Source organism: Variovorax sp. 01N429 (assembly GCF_056399425.1).
Genome location: NZ_JBFTRG010000010.1, coordinates 211,858 through 233,620, shown reverse-complemented (window position 1 = coordinate 233,620; position 21,763 = coordinate 211,858). Strand labels below are relative to the sequence as shown.

The 21,763-nt window shown below is 66.7% G+C and carries 22 protein-coding genes; 18 read left to right on the top strand and 4 right to left on the bottom strand.

Annotated elements, in window-relative coordinates; translation table 11 throughout:
* Genes AC1DSF_RS19335 through AC1DSF_RS19290 form a run of 10 tightly spaced genes read left to right on the top strand, consistent with a single transcriptional unit; the run spans position 1 to position 9,905 of the window.
* Complete coding sequence (locus AC1DSF_RS19335) at positions 1–852, top strand: FAD binding domain-containing protein (protein ID WP_478124232.1); 852 nt, start codon at positions 1–3, stop codon at positions 850–852.
* Positions 849–1,358, top strand: coding sequence for a (2Fe-2S)-binding protein (locus AC1DSF_RS19330; RefSeq protein ID WP_478124231.1), 510 nt, complete (start codon positions 849–851; stop codon positions 1,356–1,358). The genes AC1DSF_RS19335 and AC1DSF_RS19330 overlap by 4 nt, the downstream gene beginning before the upstream one ends.
* Positions 1,355–3,703, top strand: a complete 2,349-nt coding sequence (locus AC1DSF_RS19325) for a xanthine dehydrogenase family protein molybdopterin-binding subunit (protein WP_478143595.1) — start codon at positions 1,355–1,357, stop codon at positions 3,701–3,703. Before AC1DSF_RS19330 ends, AC1DSF_RS19325 begins: the two co-directional genes overlap by 4 nt.
* On the top strand, positions 3,700–4,569 hold the full coding sequence (locus tag AC1DSF_RS19320) for an alpha/beta hydrolase (protein ID WP_478124229.1): 870 nt from the start codon (positions 3,700–3,702) through the stop codon (positions 4,567–4,569). The genes AC1DSF_RS19325 and AC1DSF_RS19320 overlap by 4 nt, the downstream gene beginning before the upstream one ends.
* Positions 4,566–5,765, top strand: coding sequence for an amino acid ABC transporter substrate-binding protein (locus AC1DSF_RS19315; protein WP_478124228.1), 1,200 nt, complete (start codon positions 4,566–4,568; stop codon positions 5,763–5,765). Before AC1DSF_RS19320 ends, AC1DSF_RS19315 begins: the two co-directional genes overlap by 4 nt.
* Positions 5,766–6,668, top strand: a complete 903-nt coding sequence (locus tag AC1DSF_RS19310; protein WP_478124227.1) for a branched-chain amino acid ABC transporter permease — start codon at positions 5,766–5,768, stop codon at positions 6,666–6,668.
* A 1-nt stretch (position 6,669) separates the two neighbouring features.
* Positions 6,670–7,623 carry a branched-chain amino acid ABC transporter permease gene (locus tag AC1DSF_RS19305; RefSeq protein ID WP_478143592.1) on the top strand — a complete coding sequence of 318 codons (954 nt, stop codon included), beginning with the start codon at positions 6,670–6,672 and terminating at the stop codon, positions 7,621–7,623.
* Positions 7,620–8,351 carry an ABC transporter ATP-binding protein gene (locus AC1DSF_RS19300; protein WP_478183255.1) on the top strand — a complete coding sequence of 244 codons (732 nt, stop codon included), beginning with the start codon at positions 7,620–7,622 and terminating at the stop codon, positions 8,349–8,351. The genes AC1DSF_RS19305 and AC1DSF_RS19300 overlap by 4 nt, the downstream gene beginning before the upstream one ends.
* The gene (locus AC1DSF_RS19295) at positions 8,348–9,067 is read left to right on the top strand and encodes an ABC transporter ATP-binding protein (RefSeq protein ID WP_478124224.1); all 720 of its coding nucleotides are present in this window, start codon (positions 8,348–8,350) and stop codon (positions 9,065–9,067) included. Before AC1DSF_RS19300 ends, AC1DSF_RS19295 begins: the two co-directional genes overlap by 4 nt.
* A 1-nt stretch (position 9,068) precedes the next feature.
* Positions 9,069–9,905, top strand: a complete 837-nt coding sequence (locus tag AC1DSF_RS19290) for an alpha/beta fold hydrolase (protein WP_478183254.1) — start codon at positions 9,069–9,071, stop codon at positions 9,903–9,905.
* A gap of 366 nt (positions 9,906–10,271) precedes the next feature.
* On the opposite strand, the gene AC1DSF_RS19285 is transcribed toward AC1DSF_RS19290, so the two are convergent.
* Positions 10,272–12,533 (bottom strand): DUF6351 family protein, encoded by a 2,262-nt coding sequence (locus AC1DSF_RS19285; protein WP_478183253.1) that lies wholly within the window; start codon positions 12,531–12,533, stop codon positions 10,272–10,274.
* A 272-nt stretch (positions 12,534–12,805) separates the two neighbouring features.
* Between AC1DSF_RS19285 and AC1DSF_RS19280 the strand changes: the two genes are divergently transcribed.
* The gene (locus AC1DSF_RS19280) at positions 12,806–13,381 is read left to right on the top strand and encodes a Crp/Fnr family transcriptional regulator (RefSeq protein WP_478183252.1); all 576 of its coding nucleotides are present in this window, start codon (positions 12,806–12,808) and stop codon (positions 13,379–13,381) included.
* Positions 13,382–13,492: 111 nt separating this feature from the next.
* Positions 13,493–13,744, top strand: coding sequence for a hypothetical protein (locus AC1DSF_RS19275; RefSeq protein ID WP_478124220.1), 252 nt, complete (start codon positions 13,493–13,495; stop codon positions 13,742–13,744).
* A 54-nt stretch (positions 13,745–13,798) separates the two neighbouring features.
* On the opposite strand, the gene AC1DSF_RS19270 is transcribed toward AC1DSF_RS19275, so the two are convergent.
* The gene (locus tag AC1DSF_RS19270) at positions 13,799–14,044 is read right to left on the bottom strand and encodes a hypothetical protein (RefSeq protein WP_478183251.1); all 246 of its coding nucleotides are present in this window, start codon (positions 14,042–14,044) and stop codon (positions 13,799–13,801) included.
* A 71-nt stretch (positions 14,045–14,115) separates the two neighbouring features.
* On the bottom strand, positions 14,116–14,913 hold the full coding sequence (locus AC1DSF_RS19265; protein WP_478124218.1) for an IclR family transcriptional regulator: 798 nt from the start codon (positions 14,911–14,913) through the stop codon (positions 14,116–14,118).
* A gap of 143 nt (positions 14,914–15,056) precedes the next feature.
* On the opposite strand from AC1DSF_RS19265, the gene AC1DSF_RS19260 reads away from it, so the two are divergent.
* From AC1DSF_RS19260 to AC1DSF_RS19235, 6 genes are read left to right on the top strand one after another with little or no spacing between them, the layout of a single operon-like run.
* Entirely contained in the window at positions 15,057–16,052 is a 996-nt protein-coding gene (locus AC1DSF_RS19260) for a Bug family tripartite tricarboxylate transporter substrate binding protein (RefSeq protein WP_478183250.1), read from the top strand.
* Positions 16,053–16,055: 3 nt separating this feature from the next.
* Positions 16,056–16,850, top strand: a complete 795-nt coding sequence (locus AC1DSF_RS19255) for an SDR family NAD(P)-dependent oxidoreductase (protein WP_478143588.1) — start codon at positions 16,056–16,058, stop codon at positions 16,848–16,850.
* Positions 16,847–18,004 carry an acyl-CoA dehydrogenase family protein gene (locus AC1DSF_RS19250; protein ID WP_478183249.1) on the top strand — a complete coding sequence of 386 codons (1,158 nt, stop codon included), beginning with the start codon at positions 16,847–16,849 and terminating at the stop codon, positions 18,002–18,004. Before AC1DSF_RS19255 ends, AC1DSF_RS19250 begins: the two co-directional genes overlap by 4 nt.
* On the top strand, positions 18,001–18,927 hold the full coding sequence (locus tag AC1DSF_RS19245; RefSeq protein ID WP_478183248.1) for an acyl-CoA dehydrogenase family protein: 927 nt from the start codon (positions 18,001–18,003) through the stop codon (positions 18,925–18,927). Before AC1DSF_RS19250 ends, AC1DSF_RS19245 begins: the two co-directional genes overlap by 4 nt.
* Complete coding sequence (locus tag AC1DSF_RS19240; protein WP_478124212.1) at positions 18,924–20,171, top strand: CaiB/BaiF CoA transferase family protein; 1,248 nt, start codon at positions 18,924–18,926, stop codon at positions 20,169–20,171. The genes AC1DSF_RS19245 and AC1DSF_RS19240 overlap by 4 nt, the downstream gene beginning before the upstream one ends.
* A 10-nt stretch (positions 20,172–20,181) precedes the next feature.
* Positions 20,182–20,991: an enoyl-CoA hydratase/isomerase family protein gene (locus AC1DSF_RS19235; RefSeq protein ID WP_478124211.1), complete on the top strand. Its 810-nt coding sequence runs from the start codon at positions 20,182–20,184 to the stop codon at positions 20,989–20,991.
* A 133-nt stretch (positions 20,992–21,124) separates the two neighbouring features.
* On the opposite strand, the gene AC1DSF_RS19230 is transcribed toward AC1DSF_RS19235, so the two are convergent.
* Entirely contained in the window at positions 21,125–21,664 is a 540-nt protein-coding gene (locus tag AC1DSF_RS19230; RefSeq protein ID WP_478124696.1) for a cupin domain-containing protein, read from the bottom strand.
* Positions 21,665–21,763 lie beyond the last annotated feature (99 nt).

The following is a 21,763-nucleotide window of genomic DNA, read 5'->3' as shown; positions in this document are numbered from 1 at the left end:
ATGACGACCTTGCAGGGGCTCTATCGCCCGACGACCGTCGACGAGGCCACGGCACTGCTGGCCCAGGACGCGGAGGCCAAACCGCTGGCCGGCGGCGCCACCCTGGTGGCCATGCTCAACGCCCGCGTGATCGAACCCGCGGCGCTGATCAGCCTGGCGGACATCGACGAGATCAAGGGCATCACGGTGCAGGACGACGGCCGCGTGCGCATCGGCGCCTTCACGCGGCACCGCGAGACGGCCGCCTGCAAGCTGCCGCTCGGTAGCGCCGGCGTCGTTGCGCACGCGGCCTCGCAGATCGCCAACGCGACCGTGCGCAACATGGGAACGATCGGCGGCTCGATCTCGTTCGCCGATCCAGGGCTGGACTATCCGCCTGCGCTGGTCGCGGCGGGGGCCGTGGTCGAGATCGCTTCGGTGCAGGGCCGGCGCACTCTGCCGGCCGCCGAGTTCTTCGTCGACTGGTACCTGACCGCGCTCGAGCCCGGCGAACTGGTGACCGCGGTGCTGCTGCCTGCGGCCGACCGGGGCGCGGGCGTGTACATCAAGCACGCGCGCGTGGCGGGCGACTATGCGACCGCCTCGGTCGCGGCGTGTCTGCAGGCCGACGCCCGCATGAGCGTGGCGGTCGGTGCCTGCGGACCGACCCCGCTGGCCGATCCCGAGGCCAATGCGCTGCTGTCCACCGACCGCAGCGATGCCGCGATCGCGCGTGCGGCGCAGTGGCTGGTCGAACGCGCCGACCCGCTCGACGATGTCCGTGGCAGCGCGGACTACCGGCTTCTCTTGATTCCCAGGCTTCTGCTGCGCGCGGTGCGTGCCGTCGAAGCCGCTCACCGGAGTGCTGCATGACCCATCCGTCACCCAGGCCCCTGCAAGGCGTCGTGACCTTGCACGTGAACGGCGAAGGCGCGCAGGTCGACGCTGCCTTGCACGACACGTTGCTCACCGTCCTGCGCGATCGCTTGCAGCTGACCGCCGCCAAGCGCGGCTGCAACCAGGGCGTCTGCGGCGCCTGCACCGTCAGCGTCGACGGCGTGCCGATGCGGGCCTGCCTGAGCCTGGCGCACAACTGCGAAAGCGCTGAGGTGCGCACGCTAGAGGGCTTGCTGGACTGCCCGCACCTGCAGGCCCTGCAGGCCGCGTTCGCGCGCACGGGCGCTTTCCAGTGCGGCTTCTGCACGCCGGGCATGCTGGTCAGTGCCCGGTCGCTGCTGCAGCGCGATCCCGACCCTGACGAGCGGGCCATCCGGACGGCGCTCTCGGGCAACCTGTGCCGCTGCACCGGCTACGTGAAGATCGTCCAGGCCGTGCAGGCGGCCGCCCGGTCGCTGCTGCCCGAGGGGGCCGCATCGTGAGCGGCGCGGTCCTCGAAGCGGCTGCCTGCGCGGGTGGCGTGGGGCAGGGCATCCCCCAGCTCGAAGCGAACGAGAAGCTCACGGGCAGCGCGCAGTACATCGCCGATATGGTCCGCCCGGGCATGCTCCATGGCGCCATCCTGCAAAGCCATCTGCCCCACGCGCGCATCCGTGGCTATGACCTGCGCGAGGCGCTGGCGGTGCCCGGCGTTCGCGCGATCGTCACCGGCGACGACCTTCCCGATGCCCATCGCATGGGCGCCTTCATCAAGGACGAGCCGGCCTTCGCGAAGGGCAAGGTGCGCTACGTGGGCGAGATCGTCGCGGCCGTGGCGGCCGACACCGAGGCCATCGCGCGGCAGGCCACGCGCCTGATACGCGTCGACTACGAGGAGCTTCCCGCGGTGCTCGACCCGGCCGAGGCGCTGGCGCCAGGCGCCGCCGTGATCCACGAGGACGCGTCCTCATATGTGAAGGTGTTCGATGCCGGCACCGAAGGCAACCTGTGTTCGCGCACGTCCTTCCGTGCGGGCGACGCCGACAAGGCCTGGGCCGAGTGCGACTTGGTGGTGGAAGGCAGCTATCAGACCCAGGCCCAGGCCCACCTGTCGCTGGAGCCCTGTGGCGCGCTCGCGGAGATCGATGCGACCGGCCGGGTGACCTTGTGGTCGGCCAACCAGTCGGTGTTCCGGGTCCAGGCGAGCGTGTGCGAATCGCTGGGCCTGCCGATGACGCGGCTGCGCTGCCTCACGCCGCGCATCGGCGCGGGCTTCGGCAACAAGATGGAGGCGCACGTGCAGCCCGCCGTCGTGCTGCTTGCGATGAAGGCGCGCAAGCCAGTCAAGCTGATCCTGAGCCGCGAGGAAGACTTCGAGTCGGTCCGCGCCCGCCATCCCGCGATGATCCGGATGAAGACGGGCGTGAAGCGCGACGGCACGCTCGTCGCGCGAGAGACCGAGCTGGTGCTCGACGGCGGCGCCTATGGCGACGACAGCCCCGGCGTGCTCGGCTACGCGCTGCTGATGAACTGCGGCCCGTATCGCATTCCGAATGTGCATGCGCACGGACGGGTGGCGTACACGAACAAGCTGCGTTTCGGCGCCTTCCGCGGCTTCGGCGTGCCGCAGGTGACCTTCGCCTCGGAGACGCAGCTCGACGAGATCGCGCGAAAGCTCGGCATGGATCCGATCGCACTGCGGCGCCGCAACATGCTGGCCGGCAGCGACCCCTGGTTCGGCGGCCAGCCGATCCTGTCCAACGGACTCGCGCAGTGCGTCGAGATCGTCGAGAAGGCGTCGGGCTGGCCCCAGCCGTCAGCGCAAGGCCCATCGGACCGCAAGCGCGGCCTCGGTGTGGCGCTGACGGCCCATATCAGCGGACTGCTCGCCTCGGGGGCCATCGTGCGTGTGCTCGAAGACGGCACGGTGCTGCTCAACACGGGGGCGGTCGACATCGGCCAGGGCTCGAACACGGTGCTCACGCAGATGTGTGCGGAAGCCCTCAAGCTGCCGGTAGACCGGGTCGCGATCGCGAGCCCCGACACGGATGGCTCGCCCTACAACTGGGGAACGACCGCCAGCCGCGTGACCTACGTCGCCGGTCGCTCGGTGGTCGGTGCCGCAGCCGAGGTCGAAGGCAAGCTCAAGCAGCACGCGAGCGAGATGCTCGAGTGCTCGGTCGAAGACCTCGAGTTGCTGGCCGGCGGCCGTGTCGCGATCAAGGGCGTGGCGCAGCGTTCGGTGAGCTTCGCCGAGATCTCGGGCCGCGCGCATTGGGCGGCGGGCGGGCCGATCATTGGTACGCACAGCTGGGTGTTCGACCAGAAGACCGTGGACCCGAAGCGGGCGGTGGTCGAAGGGCTGCCGTTCCCGCAGATCGGCATCTACAGCTTCAATGCGCTGGTGGTTGAGGTCGAGGTCGACGAGCTCACCGGCAAGGTGCGTGTCGTGAACGCGTGGTCCGCCTGCGACATCGGTCGCGCCATCAATCCCACGATGGCCACGGGCCAGATCGAGGGCGCCTTCGTGCAGGGCATGGGCTACGCCCTCACAGAGGAGATGGTGTGGGACGGCGCGCGGCTCGCCAACCCGAGCCTGATGGACTACAAGATCCCGACATTCGCGGAACTGCCTGACAGCATCCATGCCTACCTCGTGGAGTCGAACGAGCCGAGCGGGCCGTTCGGCGCCAAGAGCGTGGGCGAAATCGGCATCAATGGCGTGGCGGCGGCCATCGCCAACGGCATCGCGCAGGCAACGGGCGTGCATCTCCACCAGCTGCCGCTGAGCGCAGAGCGGGTACTCAAGGGGCTGCTGGCGCAGCGCGACGAGGAGGGCACTTCGTGAAGCTCGACCACTACCCGCCACAGGAGCCCTTGTCGCCGCTGGGCGTGGCGTACCAGGAGCGCATCCTCGCGCTCGGCGAAGGCGTCGCGGGCGCCGAGGCGGCCTACGGCGACGACTCGTATCAGACGCTCGCGGTATTCCGCCCGCCGCAACCCAGCGGAGACGTGCTGGTCTTCTTCCACGGCGGCGGCTGGACCAGCGGCTACAAGGAATGGATGTACTTCATGGCCCCTGCGCTGATGGCGCAGGGCGTGGTGCTGGTCAGCGCGGGCTACCGGCTCGCGCCGCGCCATGTGTTTCCAGCCGGTCTCGACGATGCGGCGGACGCCGTCGCGTGGACCTGGCGTCACATCGGATCGCATGGCGGCGATCCGCGCCGCATCTTCGTCGGCGGGCATTCCGCGGGCGGCCACTATGCCGCGCTGCTGGCGGTCTCGGCGGCCTGGCGCCCACCAAGGACATTGCCCGCCGACGTGCTTCGCGGCTGCCTGCCCGTGTCGGGCGTTTATCGCTTCGGGCCGGGCAGCGGCCTATCGGTGCGCCCCCGCTTCCTTGGCAGCGGGGACGAAGCGCGCGTCGACGCCGACGCCTCGCCGCTGCACCGCCTGGACGCCGCGGCCTGCCCGCCGTTCCTGATCACCCACGGCAGCCGCGACTTTCCCCACCTCGTCACGCAGGCACAGCAGATGGAGGCGGCGCTGCGCGGAGCCGGCGTTCCCGTGCAAGTCCAGATCCTCGAAGGGGCCGACCACTTCGAGGCCAGCGTCGCCTGTGGCGAACACCCCTCGGGGTGGCCGGCACTCGCAGCAGCGTGGATGCGGCAGACCGCCGCATCGCCCATCCCGTCGACAGGAGAACGTCAATGAAAAGTCCCACATCGAATCGCAGGTTGGTCATGAGCGGCATCGCCGCGCTCGCCGTGATGGCATCGGTCCCCGCCGCCTTCGCGCAGGCCGACAAGCCGATCCGCATCGGCTACTCCATGGCACGCACGGGCATGCTGGCCAACGCCACGCCGTCGCAGTCCAACACCTATGAACTGTGGAAGGAGCAGGTCAATGCGCGGGGCGGAATGGATGTGGGGGGGCAGAAGCGCAAGGTCGAGTTCGTGACCTACGACGACCAGTCCAAGCCTGAGCAGGCCGTTCGCATCTACGAGAAGCTCATCACCGACGACAAGGTCGACCTGTTGCTGGCGCCCTGGGGCACGCCGTTTCAGATCGCGATCGCGCCAGTGCTGGAAAAGTTCAAATTCCCGATGGTCGGCAACACCGCGGCATCGGTCGCGCTGCGCCAGGTCAAGCCGGGCTACATCTGGTTCCCGACCTCGGCCATCCCGGACCGCATCGGCGTCGAGCTCACGGCCATGCTGAAGGCCAACAACGTGAAGACGGCCGTCGTCATCGCCAACGTGCTGCCGTTCACCAAGGAGATCAAGAACTACCTCGAGCCGGAACTGAAGAAGGCGGGCATCGAGGTCAAGTTCTCGACCGAGTATCCGCCGGACATCAAGGACATGACCTCGATCCTCACGCAGGTCAAGCAGGCCAATCCCGACGCGGTGCTCGCGCTCGCGTACCCGGGCGACTCGGTGCTCTACGCCAAACAGGCCAAGGAGCTCGGCATTGCCAGCCCGGTGCAGTTCATCGCGATCGGCCCGAGCGACGCCTTCTTCGCCAAGGCGGTCGGCGCCGCCTCGGCCGAGGACGTGATCACGATCGCGCACTGGTCGCCGCGTCCCGAGTGGAGGGGCTCGCAGGCCTTCTACGATGCCTACGTCAAGAAGTTCGGCGAAGACCCTGACTACCTGAACTCGGCACTCGCCTGGATGTCGCTCGAGATCCTCGAGACCGCTGTCGCCAAGGGCGGCCTCGACAAGTCGAAGATCCGCGAAGTGATCAGCAAAGACACCTTCGAGACGATCAACGGCCCGGTGCGCTTCGAGGGCGTGCAGAACGCGATCACGCCGACGGCCTTCGTGCAGACGCAGAAGGGCAAGCTCCAGATCGTGTGGCCCAAGTCCATCGCGACCGGTCAGTACGAAGCCAAGAAGTCCTGGTAAATGCCGGTCTTCGACGTGCTGTCGTCGGGGCAGCTGCTGTTCGCGGCCCTCGTGACGGGCTCGCTCTATGCGCTGGTCGCGCTGGGCCTGAACCTGGTCTACGGGACCATGCGGATGCTCAACGTCGCGCACGGCGATCTTGTGATGCTCGGCGCCTACGCGGGTTACTGGGCCTTCAGCATCGCGGGCATCTCGCCGCTGGTCGCGGCGCCGGTGGTGGCGGGCCTCGGGGCCTTGCTCGGCTACGCGCTCTACAAGGGGTTGTTCCGCCGCCTGCTGGCCGTGGCACCGGCCGACGCGGGGCGGATGGAGGGCAACTCGCTGCTGCTGTTCTTCGGACTGTCGATCATTCTGCAGAACGCCGCGGCCATGCTGTTCACGCCCAACAACCGGGCGTACCAGTACCTTGACGAGGTCTGGCGCGTTGGCAACGTCGCGATGACGGGCAACCGCATCGCGGCCCTCGTGGTCGCCGGCGCGACCTGCGTCGGCGTCGCACTGTTCCTCGGCCGCAGCATGGCGGGGCTCGCGATGCGCTCGGTAATCGAGCGACGGGAAGCCGCCTACATCGTCGGGGTCGACGTCGATCGCGTGCAATGGTCCAGCTTCGCGCTCGGCTTCGCCAGCGCGGCGCTGGCCGGCGTGCTGATGTCGATGCTCGAGCAGTTCTCGCCGTTCTCGGGCTTCCCGTTCACGATCGCGGGCTTCATCGTGATCATCCTGGGCGGCCTCGGTAACGTGATGGCGGGGCTGGTGGCGGCGCTGCTGCTGGGCGTGATCGAGACCTACGGCGTCGCCCTGACGTCGGCGAACCTGCGCTCGGTGCTGCTCTACGGCTGCTTCGTCGGCGCGCTGCTGCTCTTTCCCAACGGCCTGCTCGCCAGGCGCTCGACCCGAAAGTGACATGAACAATCTCTGGGGCGATCGGGCCTGGCTGGCCGCTGTGACGATCGGAGTAATGGCGATGTCGGCGCTACCGTTCGTGGCGAACGACTACCTCGTGGGCACCGGGCTCACCTTGCTGATGTGGCTCGCCCTCACGCAGAGCTGGTGCGTGCTGTCGAAGATGACGGGCTACGTGTCGCTGGGCCACGTGGTCTTCTATGGCCTCGGTGCCTACTTGATGGTGGTGACGTGGCAGCAGCTGCCGTTTGTGCTCGTGATTCTCGCGGCCGGGGCTCTGGCGGCGATCTTCGCGGCGCTGGTCGGGCTGCCTGTGCTGCGCGTGCGCGGACCCTATTTCGTGATCCTGACCTTCGGCCTTGCGGAGCTCGTGAAGTTCAGCATCATGGCGGCCGAGTCGGCCAGCGGCACCGCGAGCCGGATCCTGTTCGGCACGCCGGACCTGGTGGTCGTCTATTTCTCGATGTTCGCGCTGGCGCTGCTCGCCACCGGCTTGCTCACCTGGGTCAGCCGCTCGCGCTTCGGGCACGGGCTTCGCTCGCTGCGCGAGAACGAGGAGGCGGCCGAGACCTTGGGGGTGCCGGTGGTGCGCTTCAAGCTGATCGCGTTCGTCCTGTCGGCGGCGATTCCGGGCATGGTCGGCGCGGTCATGGCTTTGCGCTCGACCTACTTCGTGGTCGGCGGGGTTTTCGATCCGATGATCTCGATCACCGTGATCGCGATGGCGATCCTGGGCGGCGGGGACAACGCCAAGGGACCGGTGCTGGGCGTGGTGTTTCTGTTCCTGATCCAGGAGCTGCTGTGGGCCAACGCGCCGCTGCTCTACATGATCATCCTCGGTGCGATCCTCATCACCTTCGTGCTTTTGCTGCCGAACGGGCTGGTCGGCCTCGCCGGCGCACGCGCCCGGCGGCGCGAGGCGCGCGAGGCACGGGCAGCAGGAGCCAGGCCATGAGCGCGCTGCTTTCCGTGCGTGGTCTGGGCAAGCGCTTCGGCGGCCTGACGGCACTCCATGACGTGTCCTTCGACGTAGTTGCTGGCGAGATCGTCGGAGTGATGGGCGCCAATGGCGCGGGCAAGACCACGCTGTTCAGCCTGATCGCCGGCAATTCCCGGCCCTCCGCGGGGACCATCGAGTTCGGCGGCACGCCCGTCGTCGGGCTTCGGCCCGACCAGATCTGCCGGCGCGGCGTCGCGCGTACGTTCCAGATCGTCAAGCCCTTCCCCTCGCTCACCGTGCTGGAGAACCTGCGCACCGGCGCTATGTTCGGACATGCGCAACTCCGGCGCCGGGCCGACGCCGATGCCGCGTCGCTGCAGGTGCTCGAAGAAGTGGGCCTCGCGAGCTTCGCCGGGCGCCCCGCGTCGTCGTTGACGCTGTCGGGGCAGAAGCGCCTCGAAATCGCGCGCTGCATCGCCACCGGCGCCCGGCTCCTGCTACTGGACGAGGTCATGGCCGGCCTGACCCCGACGGAGGTCGGGCAGATGCTGGGGACCCTGCGCCATCTGCAGGCGTCGCGGGGATTGACGCTGCTGGTCATCGAACACGTCATGCGCGCGCTGATGGAACTGTGCGGCCGCATCGTCGTGCTGCACCATGGCGAACTGATCGCCGAGGGAACTCCGGCGCAGATCGGCGACAACGAGAAAGTGCTGTCGGTGTACTTCGGAGCGCATGCATGAGCAACACGGCAATGCTGGAGGTCGACGGCCTGGTCACCGGCTACGGGTCGACGCGCGTGGTCCACGGCCTGTCGCTGCAGGTCCGCGAAGGGGGCGTGACCGCGCTGCTCGGTGCGAACGGCGCCGGCAAGACGACGCTGATGAAGACCCTGTGCGGGCTGCTGCCGGTGCAGGGCGGAGTGCTCCGGTTTCTCGGCGAAGACATCGGCCAAGCTGCCGCGGACCGCCGGGTCCTCGCGGGCCTGGTCCTGGTGCCCGAGGGTCGCATGGTTTTCCCCTCCCTGACCGTGCACGAGAACCTGCGCCTGGGCGGCGTCAACGTGCGCGCGCGGCCGCGCTGGAAGCACAACGTCGAGCGCGTGTTCGACATCTTCCCGCGCCTGCGCGAGCGCAGTTCGCAGCAGGCCATGACGCTGTCGGGCGGCGAGCAGCAGATGCTCGCGATCGGGCGCGGCCTCATGGCCGAGCCGCGGCTGATGCTGCTGGACGAGCCGACGCTGGGCCTCGCGCCGGTGATGGCGCTCGAGATCTTCGCGCTGGTGCGGCGACTGACTTCGGAAGGACTCACGCTGCTGCTGGCCGAGCAGGACGTACACCGCACGCTGGAAGTCGCCACCTATGCCTACGTCGTCGAGAACGGACGGGTGGCCGCTGAAGGGCCGGCCGCCGAGATTGCCGGCGACCCCCGCATCCGCCAAGCCTACCTGGGACTTTGACATGCCCGTGACCCACCGCATTCCCGGCGCACCGTCGCTGGCCGTCGACCTCGCGGGCCAAGGCCCGTTCGCTCTGTTCATGCACGGCATAGGCGGCAATCGAAGCAACTGGCGTGCGCAGCTGCCGGCCTTTGCGCCGCACTTCGCCTGCGCCGCCTGGGATGCGCGCGGCTATGGCGGCAGCGAGGACTACGAGGGGGCGCTGGACTTCGACGATTTCGTCGGCGATGTGCTGCGCGTGCTCGATCACTTCGGCGTCGAGCGGGCGCACCTCGTCGGCCTGTCCATGGGCGGGCGCATCGCGATGCGCACCGCGCTGCTGCATCCGGAGCGCATCGCGACGCTCACGCTGCTCGACACGCACGAGGGCTTCGAAGCCTTCACGCCGGCGCAGCGCCAAGCTTTCGTCGACAGCCGGCGTGCGCCGCTCCTTGCCGGCAAGGAGCCGGCCGACATCGCCGATGAGGTGGCGCGATCGCTGGTCGGGCCGAAGGCGACGCCCGCGCAACTGCAGCAACTGGTGGACAGCATCGCCACGCTGCACAAGGCGTCGTACATCAAGTCGCTGCAGGCCACCGTCGACCAAGTGGTGCTCGGTGATATTTCGCGGGTCGCGGCGCCGGCCCACTTCGTGGTCGGTGCGGACGACCGCCTGACGCCACCGGCCATGCATCACGAGATGGCAGCCAAGATGGGTGGCGCGCCGGTCAGCGTCCTGCCGGACGCCGGGCACCTGAGCAATATCGAGAACGCAGCGGCGTTCAATAGGGCAGCGATCGAATGGCTCATGTCGCGCGCTTCATTGGGCTCCGTGCCCGAACGCTGGCCGCTGAATTGAGCGCGATCAACCACGCCAGGCAGGTAGTGTCTTGCAGCGGTCGCCCCGGGGGCAGGCGGCTAAACAGGCGGCAGTGCCTTGTGCAAGATCGAAACTACGCGCCTAGCGAGCGTCGCAGGCGGCCTTGAGCCCACACATGAGCACATCCACGAGTGGTTGCTTGGGGTTGCCGCGGCTTTCGGCCAAGCCGATGCGTCGCGATCCGCGACCAGAATGTGAAGATGGCGGAGCAACTCACTCTGGCGCACATCGACCATACCGAGTCGCTGGCGGAGGCTTCCATCGACGGCACCCCGAATGCGGTGGCGCTCGGGCTCGAATAGGAAGCTTCCTCGTAGCCATCGAAGTGCGCTCGCCTATACCCGCTCAGTGCATGGGCAACCGCAGATAGGTCCCCTTCAGAGGGAGCTGTCCTGCGCTCGGCTTGCTCCAGTCACACACTCCGTCCGGGAAGATGCCGTTCAGCCGCGCCTTGTCGGCATCGCTGAACGTCACCATATAGTCAGCGATGTTCACCGGCTTGAGTTGGCACTTAAGCACGTCGTTCGTCAGCGGCGAGCCTGCCACGATGCGCGGCGCGCTGAAGCGCGGGTAGATCGTGTTGCACTGCGCGGCCGGGTCCTGGGAGGCCACCTCGTCGATGCGCGTGTTGCCCTTGTCCCAGCAGGCATCCTTTGCGCCGACGGGTTTGTTGCGCACCACCTTGTCGATGGAAGCGGGCGCTGAGTCTGCGGCGACGCTGTCTAGCCAAGCATTGAGCAGGTCGATCGAGTTACCCATCATGGTGTACAGGTTCGAGGTCGATCCCAGCGTCCAGATGATCTGGTTGTCGCTGCGGCCGTTCGCGCGCTGCAGGCGGGCACGAATGATGAGGTCTTGCATCGTGTCGTGGATGTCGCCCACCGAGTCGGCGTTGTTTCGCTGCGTAATGATCGGAATGTTCGCCAGGCCGGGACCACTGAAGCTGTTCTTGAAGCCTCCGGAATAGGTTGCTTCGAGTGCACCCGCTTCGGCCTGCGTTCGCGCTGCCTGCGTGTTGCCGTCGCGGTCGTAGCCGCCCACATGCTCATTGAGGTCCAGGAACTCGTGCACCGTGATCGCGTTCCTGTTGAGCGCGGCCAGACCGTATTGCACGCCGACGTTGTCGATGGGGCGGCGCGCCTCTTGTGTTCCTGGGCGCGTGCCCAGCAGGTTGACGTTGGTCTGGAATAAATCACAGCGAATCCCGCTGGGGTTGGTGGTGCGGTTGAACACGTTGGCCTGGTTGGCCGGCTCGAGGAAGCCGCAGCCTGCCGCGTTGTCCGATTTGATGATGCTGGCGAAAGAGAGATCCCACGCAGTGCAGGTGTTGGTGTTGAATCCGTTTACCGCGTTTTGCTTCTCGGTCGTCCAGGTTGACTGATCCGACTTGTAGACGTTGTTGAGCAAGCGGCACTCCATCACCTCTGGCATGAGCGTCTCGGGGAAGGAGACGATCGGCTGGATGCCGTCAAGCAGGCCCGGGTAGAGCTGCGCGACCAGGTACTGCTGGATGGCGCCGCCGGAACCACCGGAACCGGCGGTCCACTTCGGCACTTCGCCGAACTCCTCGATCACGTGCTCCTTGAGCATCATGAGCGTCTCGCCCTGCAGGTGCGGGTTGGCGTGCTGGTTGTTCCACATCTCGGTCGAGTTCACGAAGGCAAAGCCGCGCGAGAGGAACACATGGCCTAGGTCGCCGAGGATCGTTCCGATCGCATGCACGCCCTGGTTGTACTGGGCCGAGCCGCAGCAATCGAAGTAGGCGACGAGCTTCTTGTTCCAGCCCGCTCCGGGCTTCCAAGTGGACGGGGCGTCCTTGTCGGGGTTGTCTAGCACCGCGAGCCGGTAGACGCCCCGGTTGATGGTGCCGGACTCCACGCGCACGATGTACGGCACGGTATGGCCGTCGTTGGTGGTTGTGCTCGCCAGATCCGCGGGGCGCGGTCCGGTCGGATCGGTCAGCGGCGAGAAGGCACCGCCCGTGGTGCGGTAATACCAGACCACCTGCGTCGTTGCCGAGCAGTTGTCGTCCAGTGCCGCGCCCAGGCCGTTCTGCACCGTACGGCATTCGTAGGGCGAGATATGCGGCCCCGAGAGGATCGGCCCGGCGATCGGAAAGTTGACCAGCTTGAGCTCGGTGCGCTGCGTGGCGTCGTCGACGTTGACCGCCACCACGAGGTTGCTGCTGCCGGTGGCGGAGCCTGCGTCTTCCGTGAGGCCCGTGACCAGCCCGCGCAGCGTGCGTGCGCCCTCGTCGCGCGTGCGAAGCTGCGACGTCACGTTCTTGCCGTTCAGGCTCACCCGCACCTTGTCGAGCGCCATGCCCTCCGGCGCGCGCACCTGCAGCAGCGTGTCGCCGCCGCTGACCATGTCGGGATACGAGGAGAGTGTCTTGATCTCGAAGGCCGCCGGCGTGGTGGACGGCGGGGTGCCGCCGTTGCTGCCGACGCCGGGGGAGGCGGGCGGCATCGCCGGGCTGTCGGAGCTACCTCCGCAGCCGGCGAGCAGGAATGCGCTCGCCAGGGCGAGGGACGCTGCAGAGGCGGCGGCGCGCGACAAGGGAAGCGGAGAAACCCGCTTGCGCGGGCCGTTTCGGGTTGTGAACATAGGTGTCTCCTGCGTGGTTGTAGATGTCCCGAGAGCCTAGGTTCGGGTGAGCAGCCGTTGGGTCTTTGCGACGACAGATGAGACACGAATTGCCACGGGTAATCCCTAACGCCCAACAGGCACTGCCAAGCCTTGAAGGCATGGTGAGGCGCTCTCGCTGGGCATCATCACTTTCTCTTGACGACCTCGAGCACGTGCTGGGCAGCATGCAGGAGCGTCAGCACCCGCGCGGCGCCTGCATCGCCGGCGCAGGTCAGCTGGTCGAGCACTGGATGGCGCTGATCGACGGCTTCGCGAAAATGTCGGTGGCATCCGAGGATGGGCGCGTGTCGACGCTTACCGGCGTAGGGTCCGGCGTGTGGTTCGGCGAAGGGTCGCTCTTCAAGCACGAGGCGCGCCGCTACGATGTGTTCGCGCTGCGGCCCACGCGCGTCGCGCTGATGCCGCGGCGCACCTTCGACTGGCTGCGTGAGACGAGCGTGCCTTTCAATCACTACCTGCAGGACCTGCTCAATGCGCGCCTGAGCCTATTCGTCGGTGCGCTGGCGCACGAGCGGCTGCTCGACACCGATGCGCGGGTGGCCAACTGCCTGGCCAGCCTCTTCAATGCCGACCTTTACCCCGACGCGCCGCGCGTCTTGCAGGTCGGGCAGATCGAAGTCGGCCTGCTCGCCAACGTTTCACGGCAGCGAGTGAACGTGGCGTTGCAGCGGCTCCAGGCGCTGGGGCTGATCCGGATCGAAAAGGGCGGACTCACGGTGATGGACCTGGCGGGGTTGCGCAAGTACCGGGCCTCGTCTCGGCGCGAGGTACCGCCTGCCGACGATCCATCCGCGCGGCGCGCGTAGATGCCGGTCTGGCGTGGTCCGCCGATGGGAGTAAGGGCATTCAAAACAACGCCCTCTTGCGAATGCTGCACACTCCACGCTTCCTCATCGCCTGAAAGGCACTTCATGTCCATGACCATTTTGCAGGCGATAGAGCGTCTCAAGGAGATCCCTAACGATCTCGACATTCGCGGCCGACTCGAGGCCTTCGAACTGTGCGCCCTCAACCACAAGGGTCGACCTGGCGACATCAGCATGGTCAAGTCCGCGCTATGGCAAGGGCAACTGCGCATCGACGCCGACACCCTGAAAGTCATACAGGCCATCGCGACCGAATCTGAGAATTCACAGAATTCGTTGGCGCTGGAACGGGCCAGAGCTTGAGACTGAACGCCTGCGCGCTCCGCGTTCCGCGTCCCATCTTGGCCGAAGGCCTTGCTACGAGATGTGGAAGCGGCCGATGGCGTCGCGCTGCGCATTCGAGATCGCAGCAAACGCATCGTCGATGTCGCAGTCGCCCGTGTGAATGACGAGGGAATCGGACCAGTTCTTTCCAGCGTGATCGGCCTTGGCCAGTTTGTACTGAACGCTCACCTTGAGGCCCGTGCAGCCGGAGGTCCTGCGAGCTTTGTCGGTGATCCATTCGCTCAATTCCTCGAGCGTGACCGGGTGAGTTGTTGCCATTGGGTCCTTGTGTGTGGATGCATTGTCGCTCCGCCACGCCGACCTCAACGCTGGCGTGGCATCGACGCGATTTAGCGCGTCTCCTTACCCGTGCCGCTCGATTTGAGCCCGTTGCTCATCTCTTGGGCCAACACGCGCTTCCACTCCTCGATGATCGATTCCGTGACAACGGATGCGTGGGCAGCAATGCTCAGCGCCAAGTGCGGCGCAGCGCTTGCGCTGGGCACGGCGGTGCCCATGCCGAAGCCGTCGGTCACCACCGTTCCCTGGCTCAAAGCGAAGCCCGTCTGGCGCGCCATGCGCACTGCACTGCGCACGCTGTTGGGGTTCAAGCGCGGGTAGGGCCTCAGGCCGGGTGCGATGAGTTCGATGATCTGCTCGCAGTGCTCCTTGTCCAGAGCCGCCAGCAACGCGGTGGCGCCAGCGCCCACGCCGAGCAGGCGGCGCTGGCCCACTTCCACCGGCACGAAGCGCATCAGTGCCTGACTGTCCGCCCTGGCGAGACACACTGCTTCAACACCACTGCGACGCATCAGGTAGGCCGTGGCGCCCGTTCGGCGGGAAATCGCGCCTAGCACGGGTCGCCAGTGCGCCACCTCGAGCACGCTGGCCGTTGGTGCCAGGCTCAGCTCATAGACCAGCTCGCCCAACCGATAGCGCTTGTCCTGCTCCGGCGCGCAGGCCAGCCGTTCCTCGATGAGGCAGCGCAGGATGCGGTGCGCGGTGGAGCGGGCCAGCGTGCAGTCGCGCGCCACCTCCGTCAGCGTGGCTCCCTCTGCGCCGGCTTTGCCAAGCGCGCGCAGCACTGCCGCGGCCCGGCGTATGGCTTGAGTCCCGCTGGTCGCGGCTGATTCGGAGGAGGTGTCCATCATATGGAACGTGTGATGCCGTGATTTCCCTTGGCAACGGATGAATGTGCTGGATGTACTCCCGCACATGAGCCAAATTCGATGCTTGAGTATCCCACGATGTGGATAAATCACCTTCCCCAATCAGCAAAAGGAGCACGATCATGGGCCGATCTTTTTCCAGTTCGCCTTCCCGTCGCCGACGCAGTCTTGTGCTGGGCGCCACGGGCGCCGCACTGACCGGCATCACTTCATGGCCAGCCGCGGCGCAGGGGACCTATCCGGACAAGCCCGTGCGCATCGTCGTGCCGTTCGGTGCCGGCGGCTCCGACTCGCTTGCCCGCGCGCTCGGCGAAAGGCTCGGCGTCCAACTCAAGCAGGCCGTGATCGTCGAGAACAAGCCAGGCGCGGCGGCGCTCGTCGGCACTGAGTACGCGGCCGAACAGCCCGCCGACGGCTACACGATCCTGTTCCTCGGTGGCGGCAGCCTGACGCCAGTATTGGTCAAGGACTTGAAGTTCAACCTGCTGCGATCCATGCGGCCCATCGTTTGCGTAGCGCGCGGCGGCATGACGCTGATGGTTCCGGGCACGCTGCCGGTGAACAACTTCCGAGAGTTCGTCGACTACGCCAAGAAGAACCCTGACAAGACCAACTTCAGCTACACCGCGGGCAGCATCCTGTTGGCAGGCGAGATGCTGAAGTCGCGCGCGGGCTTTCAAGCTACGCCGATCCCGTACAAGGGGTCCACGCAGGTTGCTACCGCGCTGATTTCCGGTGAAATACAGATGGGTATCGACGTGCCGCTGTTCTACGTGGGCATGATCAAAGAAGGTCGCATCAAGGCACTGGCGCACGGAGCTTCCGAACGCTCTCCCTCTCTGCCGGACGTTCCTACATTGGCAGAAGTCGGAGTGCCCGACCTCACCTTCGCTTTCTCGTTTGGATTCTGGGCGCCGGCCACCACGCCCGAGCTCATCGTCAAGCGGCTCAATGCCGCGTTCAACGAAGTGCTGAAGGATCCAGACATTCGCGCCCGCCTCGCGCAAGCCGGCGTGATACCCGTCGGCGGCGCGCCGGAGGCCCATTCCGCCCAAGTGGCAGCCGAGCAGCAGATGTGGGCGCAAGCGGCTTCCGCGATCGGCTACAAGCCGGAATAACGCATGTTTTCCTTGTCAGGCAAGACGGTCGTTGTCACAGGGGGCGGGCGCGGCATTGGTCGAGGCATCTCACTCGCAGTGGCGCGCTGCGGCGCCAACGTCGTGGTGAGCGGCCGGTCAAAGAAAGCGTTGGCTGCCACGCAAGCCGAGTTGCAGAACCTGGGCGTGCAGGCGCACGCCGTGGCAGCCGACGTCACGCGAGCCGAAGACATTGCGCGCATCGTCGCCGAAGCGCAGCACCGGTTCGGTGCCATCGACGGCTGGGTCAACAATGCCGGGAGCGCAGCCCCGGACGACATCGGCCCGCTGCTGGACGTGCGCGAAGACCAATGGGACCGCGTCGTCGACTTGAACCTGAAGTGGACTTTCTTCGCGGCGCAGGCCGCCGCTCGTGCCATGCAGCACGGCGGCTCCATCGTGAACATCACATCCCGCAGCGCATCACATCCCAATCCCAACACCGGTCACTACGGAGCGGCCAAAGCTGCCGTCGAAAACCTCACGCTCACCATGGCCGCCGAGTGGGGCCACTTGGGCATCCGCGTCAATGCCGTGGCGCCGGGGGTCGTGATGACCGAAGAACTGGCGAAAGTGTTCAACACCGAAGCTCGCATCCGCCGCCAGGTGGAAACGGTGCCGTTGCAGCGCTTGGGAACGCCCGATGACATCGGCCCGCTCTGTGCCTACCTGCTGTCGGACGAGGCGTCATGGACGACCGGTGCCTTGATCGCGGTCAATGGCGGCAGTCCCGTCCCCATGGGCTATCTGAGCTACCTGCACAAGGTAAACAACGCATGAATTTCGAATGGACCACTGAACAGCGGGCCCTGCGCGATCGTGTGCGCACGCTGCTGGCGCGCGAACTGCCGCCCGACTGGGAACACATCAGCCGCCATGGCCCCGGGTCCCCGGCGCAAACGGCTTTCTCGCTGGACTTTTGCCCGAAACTTGCAGCCGAGGGACTGCTGGTGCCGCACTGGCCGGTGGAGCATGGCGGGCGCGGTGCGCCGGCCTGGGAGCACTTCATCCTCGGCGAGGAACTGTTCGCCGCGGGAGAGCCGCGGGGACCGCAATACATGAACGTCAACTTCATCGGCGCCACGCTGATGAAGTACGGAACGCCGCAGCAGCAGGCCCGATACCTGCCGGACATGGCTGCGGGTCGCGCGGTGTGGTGCCAGGGATTTTCAGAACCCTCGGCGGGATCCGATCTGGCCTCGCTCGCCACGCGCGCCGTTCAGCGCGGAGACGAGTACCTGATCAATGGCAGCAAGGTGTGGACGTCCTATGCCGGCATGGCGCAGACGTGCTTCCTGCTGGCGCGAACCGGGGCGGGCAAGGGTGGCATCGCGATCTTCCTCGTGCCGATGGACACGCCTGGCATCACTGTGCGCGCGATCCCGTCGCTGATCGGTCACGGCGACATCCACGAAGTCTTCTTCGACGACGTGGTGGTGCCTGCCACGGCGCGCCTCGGCGAGGAAGGCCAAGCCTGGGCCATCATCGGCTATGCACTGTCTCTCGAGCGTGTGGGACTGGCGCGCTATGCGTTCTCCCGCCGCGTACTGGACCGCATAGTCTGCGATCTCCAGGCGCGAGGCCAGTTCGCCGACACCAGCGTACGTGCGCAGGCGGCGCAGGCGCTCGCCGCATGTGAGGCGGCGCGCCTTCTCGTTTACCGGGTGGTGGACGAGCGCGCCCGCGGACTGCCGCCCAGCGCCGTATCCAATCTGGCCCGCGTGGCTGTGGTGAAGGCCGACCATGCGGTGTCGGACTTCGCGCTCGCATATTTCGGCGACGCGCTGTGCGGCGACAGCTGGCCGCTCGTGCTGGCCCACCATGAACGCGCTATTGCCGCTGGCATCGCCTCAGGCGCCGCGGAAATCCAGCTCAACCTCGTCGCGCAGGCGTGGCTGCAGTTGCCGCGCGAACCCCTTCTGGAACGCACATGAACCTGGAATTCAACCCCGACCAACTCGCGCTGCTCGATGCCGTCGAGCGTATCGCGACGGCCTACGAGGCACGTTCGGTGCTTGGTGCCAAGCACTTCGAGTACTCCACATCGCTGCAGGACGACCTGGACGCCGCTGGCATCTTCGAGGCCGCAGCCGTTGAGGAGCTCGGCGCTGTCGCTGCCGTGGCCATGATCCACCGCTTGGCAAGGCTGCCTCAGTGCGTGGAGCTTGTTGCGGCGGCGCTGGTGTTGCCGCTGCTCGCCCCGGAGCTGCCCCGCCCTTGCGCCGTGTTCTGGGGCCGCCGTGACGGACCCGTGCGCTGGCTGCCTGGCGCACGCACGGTGCTGTGCGTGCGCGGCGACATCGTCGAAACCGCAATGCTGACGGATGCCGACGTTGCGAATTTGGACAGCCCTTTTGGCTATCCCGTGGGACGCGTGATCGAACCAAACGCGCTCACGTGGCGCCAGCTCGACCTGGATGCGGCCGAACTGCGACGGCTGTGGCGATTGGGCGTAGCGATCGAACTGACTGGCTGCCTCGAGGCTGCCCTGAACGCGGTGGTAACTCATGTGCGCGACCGTCGCCAGTTCGGACGCCCGCTGGGTGCGTTCCAGGCCGTCCAGCACCGGCTGGCCGCTGCGGCGGTGCAGGTGGAGGCTGGTCGGTGGCTTGCGCTGCAGGCGGCACACAGCGGGTGCGACGCCGACGCCGCCTGCGCGCTGGCGCACGCACAGGATTGCACGCCTGCCATCACCTACGACCTGCACCAGTTCATGGGGGCCATGGGCCTGACGCTCGAGCATCGGCTGCACAGATGGACCACGCGGGCGAAGATGCTGCGGGCTGACATGGGCGGCGCACAGGCGCAGCAGCTTGCGCTGGCGGCCGCTGTCTGGGACCTGGAGGCAACAGCATGAACGACACCAACACCAGGCTGCCGCTCGCAGGCGTCAAGGTCCTCGATTTGAGCCGCATCCTGGCTGCACCGTTGGCCGCGCAGACCCTGGCGGACCTCGGGGCCGAAGTCATCAAGGTCGAGCGGCCTGGGACCGGGGACGAGGCACGTCGATGGGGGCCTCCGTTCTTGAAGGACCAAGACGGCAACGACACGCGCGAGTCGCCCATGTACCTGTCGGCCAACCGCAACAAGCAGTCGATCACGATCGACATCGCATGCGCAGAAGGGCAGGACCTGGTGCGCCGTCTGGCAGCGCGATCCGATGTGTTGCTCGAGAACTTCAAAGTCGGCGATCTGGCCCGGTACAAGCTGGACCACGTCTCACTGCGCGCACTGAACCCGCGGCTCATTTACTGCTCGGTCACCGGCTTCGGCCAGACTGGCCCCAAGAGTCACCTCCCGGGCTACGACACTGTGTTCCAGGCGATGAGCGGCATGATGAGCGTGACTGGCCTGCCTGACGGCGTTCCCGGAGGCGGTCCCATGAAGACCGGCCCCAGCCTGGCCGACTTCATCGCCGGGCAGTACGCTGCCTCGGGCGTGCTGGCGGCGTTGTACGAGCGTGACGGCCCCAATGGCACGGGCACGGGCCGGCACATCGACATCGCACTGCTGGACTGCACCATCGCCGCTCAGACGCATTCGGTCATGACCTATCTTGCGGCCGGCGTGGTGCCGCCGCGCCGCGGCACCGAAGGCAATGGCGGCCTGCCTTCGCAAGCGTTCGAATGCGCTGATGGCGGCATCATCGTCATCTGCGGCAGCGAGGCGCAGTACAGGGCGTTCTGCGACGTGCTGCGCCAGCCGCAATTGGCCGACGACGCTCGCTTCGTCACCAACTCGCAGCGGCTGGGGCACCGCCGCGAACTGGCCGAAGTGTTCAATGCGCTCACCCGGCAATGGCCGGCGCGCGAGCTGTTGATGGCGCTGGAGGCCGCGGGCATCCCCAGCGGCCCGATCAATCGCTACCCGGAAGTGTTCGCCGACCCGCAGGTCGTGCATCGCGGCGTGACCCAGCGCGTACCGCATCCAACCGCGGGAGAAGTGACGCTGTGTGTCAACCCGATCCGCTTCACCGGAATGCAACCGCCACCATCCAAGGCGCCGCCCACTATCGGCGAGCACACCGACGGCATCCTGCGCGACGTGCTGGGGCTGGAACCCGTCGCGATCGCATCGCTGCATGAGCGGCGCATCGTCTGAGGAAAGCCCGATGATGGACGACTACGAGACCATTCTTTGCGACGCGACTGACGACGGCGTCGCGACGCTCACGCTGAACCGCCCCGCGTCATTGAACGCCATCAGTCGGCTGATGGCCGACGAAATGACAGATGCATTGGCGCGCCTTGCGGCCGAGGCGAGCTTGCGCGTGCTGATCCTTCGCGGCGCAGGCGACGCCTTCTGCGCGGGCGGTGACGTCCGCGACATGGCGAGCCAGGGCACCCGCAGTTCGACTGAAGCACTGGACGACATGTCGCGGTACCGCCGAATGACGCTCGCGTTGCATGGCTTTCAACGGCCAGTTATCGCCGCCGTGGACGGTGTGGCCTTTGGCGCCGGGATGAGCCTCGCCTTGCTGGCCGATCTGGTTCTGTTGAGTGATCGCGCAAGGCTCTGCCTGGTTTTCCAGCGGGTGGGCCTGATCCCCGACTGCGCCGCTCTGTATACCTTGCCTCGTCTGGTGGGCCTGCAGCAAGCCAAGGCCCTTGCGCTCTCAGCACGTGAAATCGGCGCGATCGAAGCGCAAGCCATGGGTCTGGCACTGGAAGTGTTGCCTTGGCAGGACCTTCTTGCGCGAGCGAACCAGCTCGCCACCGCGCTCGCCAAGGGCTCTCCGACCGCACTTTCGCTCACAAAGCAGGCACTGGACGCGTCGCTCCAAAGTGACTTGCCAACAATGCTGGCGATGGAAGCAGCCGCGCAAGCAGTCGCTTTGACAAGCGAAGACCATCGGACGGCGGTGCGCGCATTTGTACGAAAAGAAGGAAAGCGGTACGTCTGGCCAGCGCGATCCAATTGACGCTGAACCGATGTCAGTTGCAACTCGTCGCCCGACTGCAAATCTCTTCGCCCAGCGGGCCCCAAAACCCCCAGGGATCAGTGCGTGTGCCGATCCTGGGCATGCGCAGGCCGGTCTGATCAAGCCGGTCTGATCAGGGCGGCAGAACCAGCGGGCCGCAGTTTTCGTCAGTGACGAAGGTCGCGAGAAGCTTCGCCGGGTGCACCGGATCGGGGTTCTCGGCGAACAGATGCAGCGCACCAGGCGGCTCGAAGAACGTCTCGCCAAATCGATAGTCGCCCGCTGGCGTGCCGGCCAATTGCGAGCGGATCGTTCCTTCGAGAATGACCGCAGTCACCGACCCGGGATGACGGTGCGCCGGCGAGTAGGCCAGCGGCGGAAAGTCGACGAGCAGCGTGGTGATGGACTTGCCGGGCACATTCGGCAGCGGCTCGCATGAGAGCACCTTGGGCGAGGTCGCAGGGCGGGCTGCGGCGGCGGAGCCTGCAGGGGCGGGGGCCGAGGCGAACATCGGCCGGCTCACGGTGCTGCACAGGTCGGCAAACCAATCCGCTGCTTCCTTCTTGCCACCGTGCGGCAGCAGTGCCCAAACAGTGGCAAGCACCAGCGTGCCGGCCATCGCGGAGACGATTTTCTGGCGGCTGGCAGGCAGCATGCCTCGAATTGCGTTCATGGTTGCGTCTCCGCGCAGTCCCTTCATTGCACCACCCGGCACGAATATGCTGACGTCCATCACGTTGATCTCCTTTTCGCCGAAGGCTGCGGAATACAG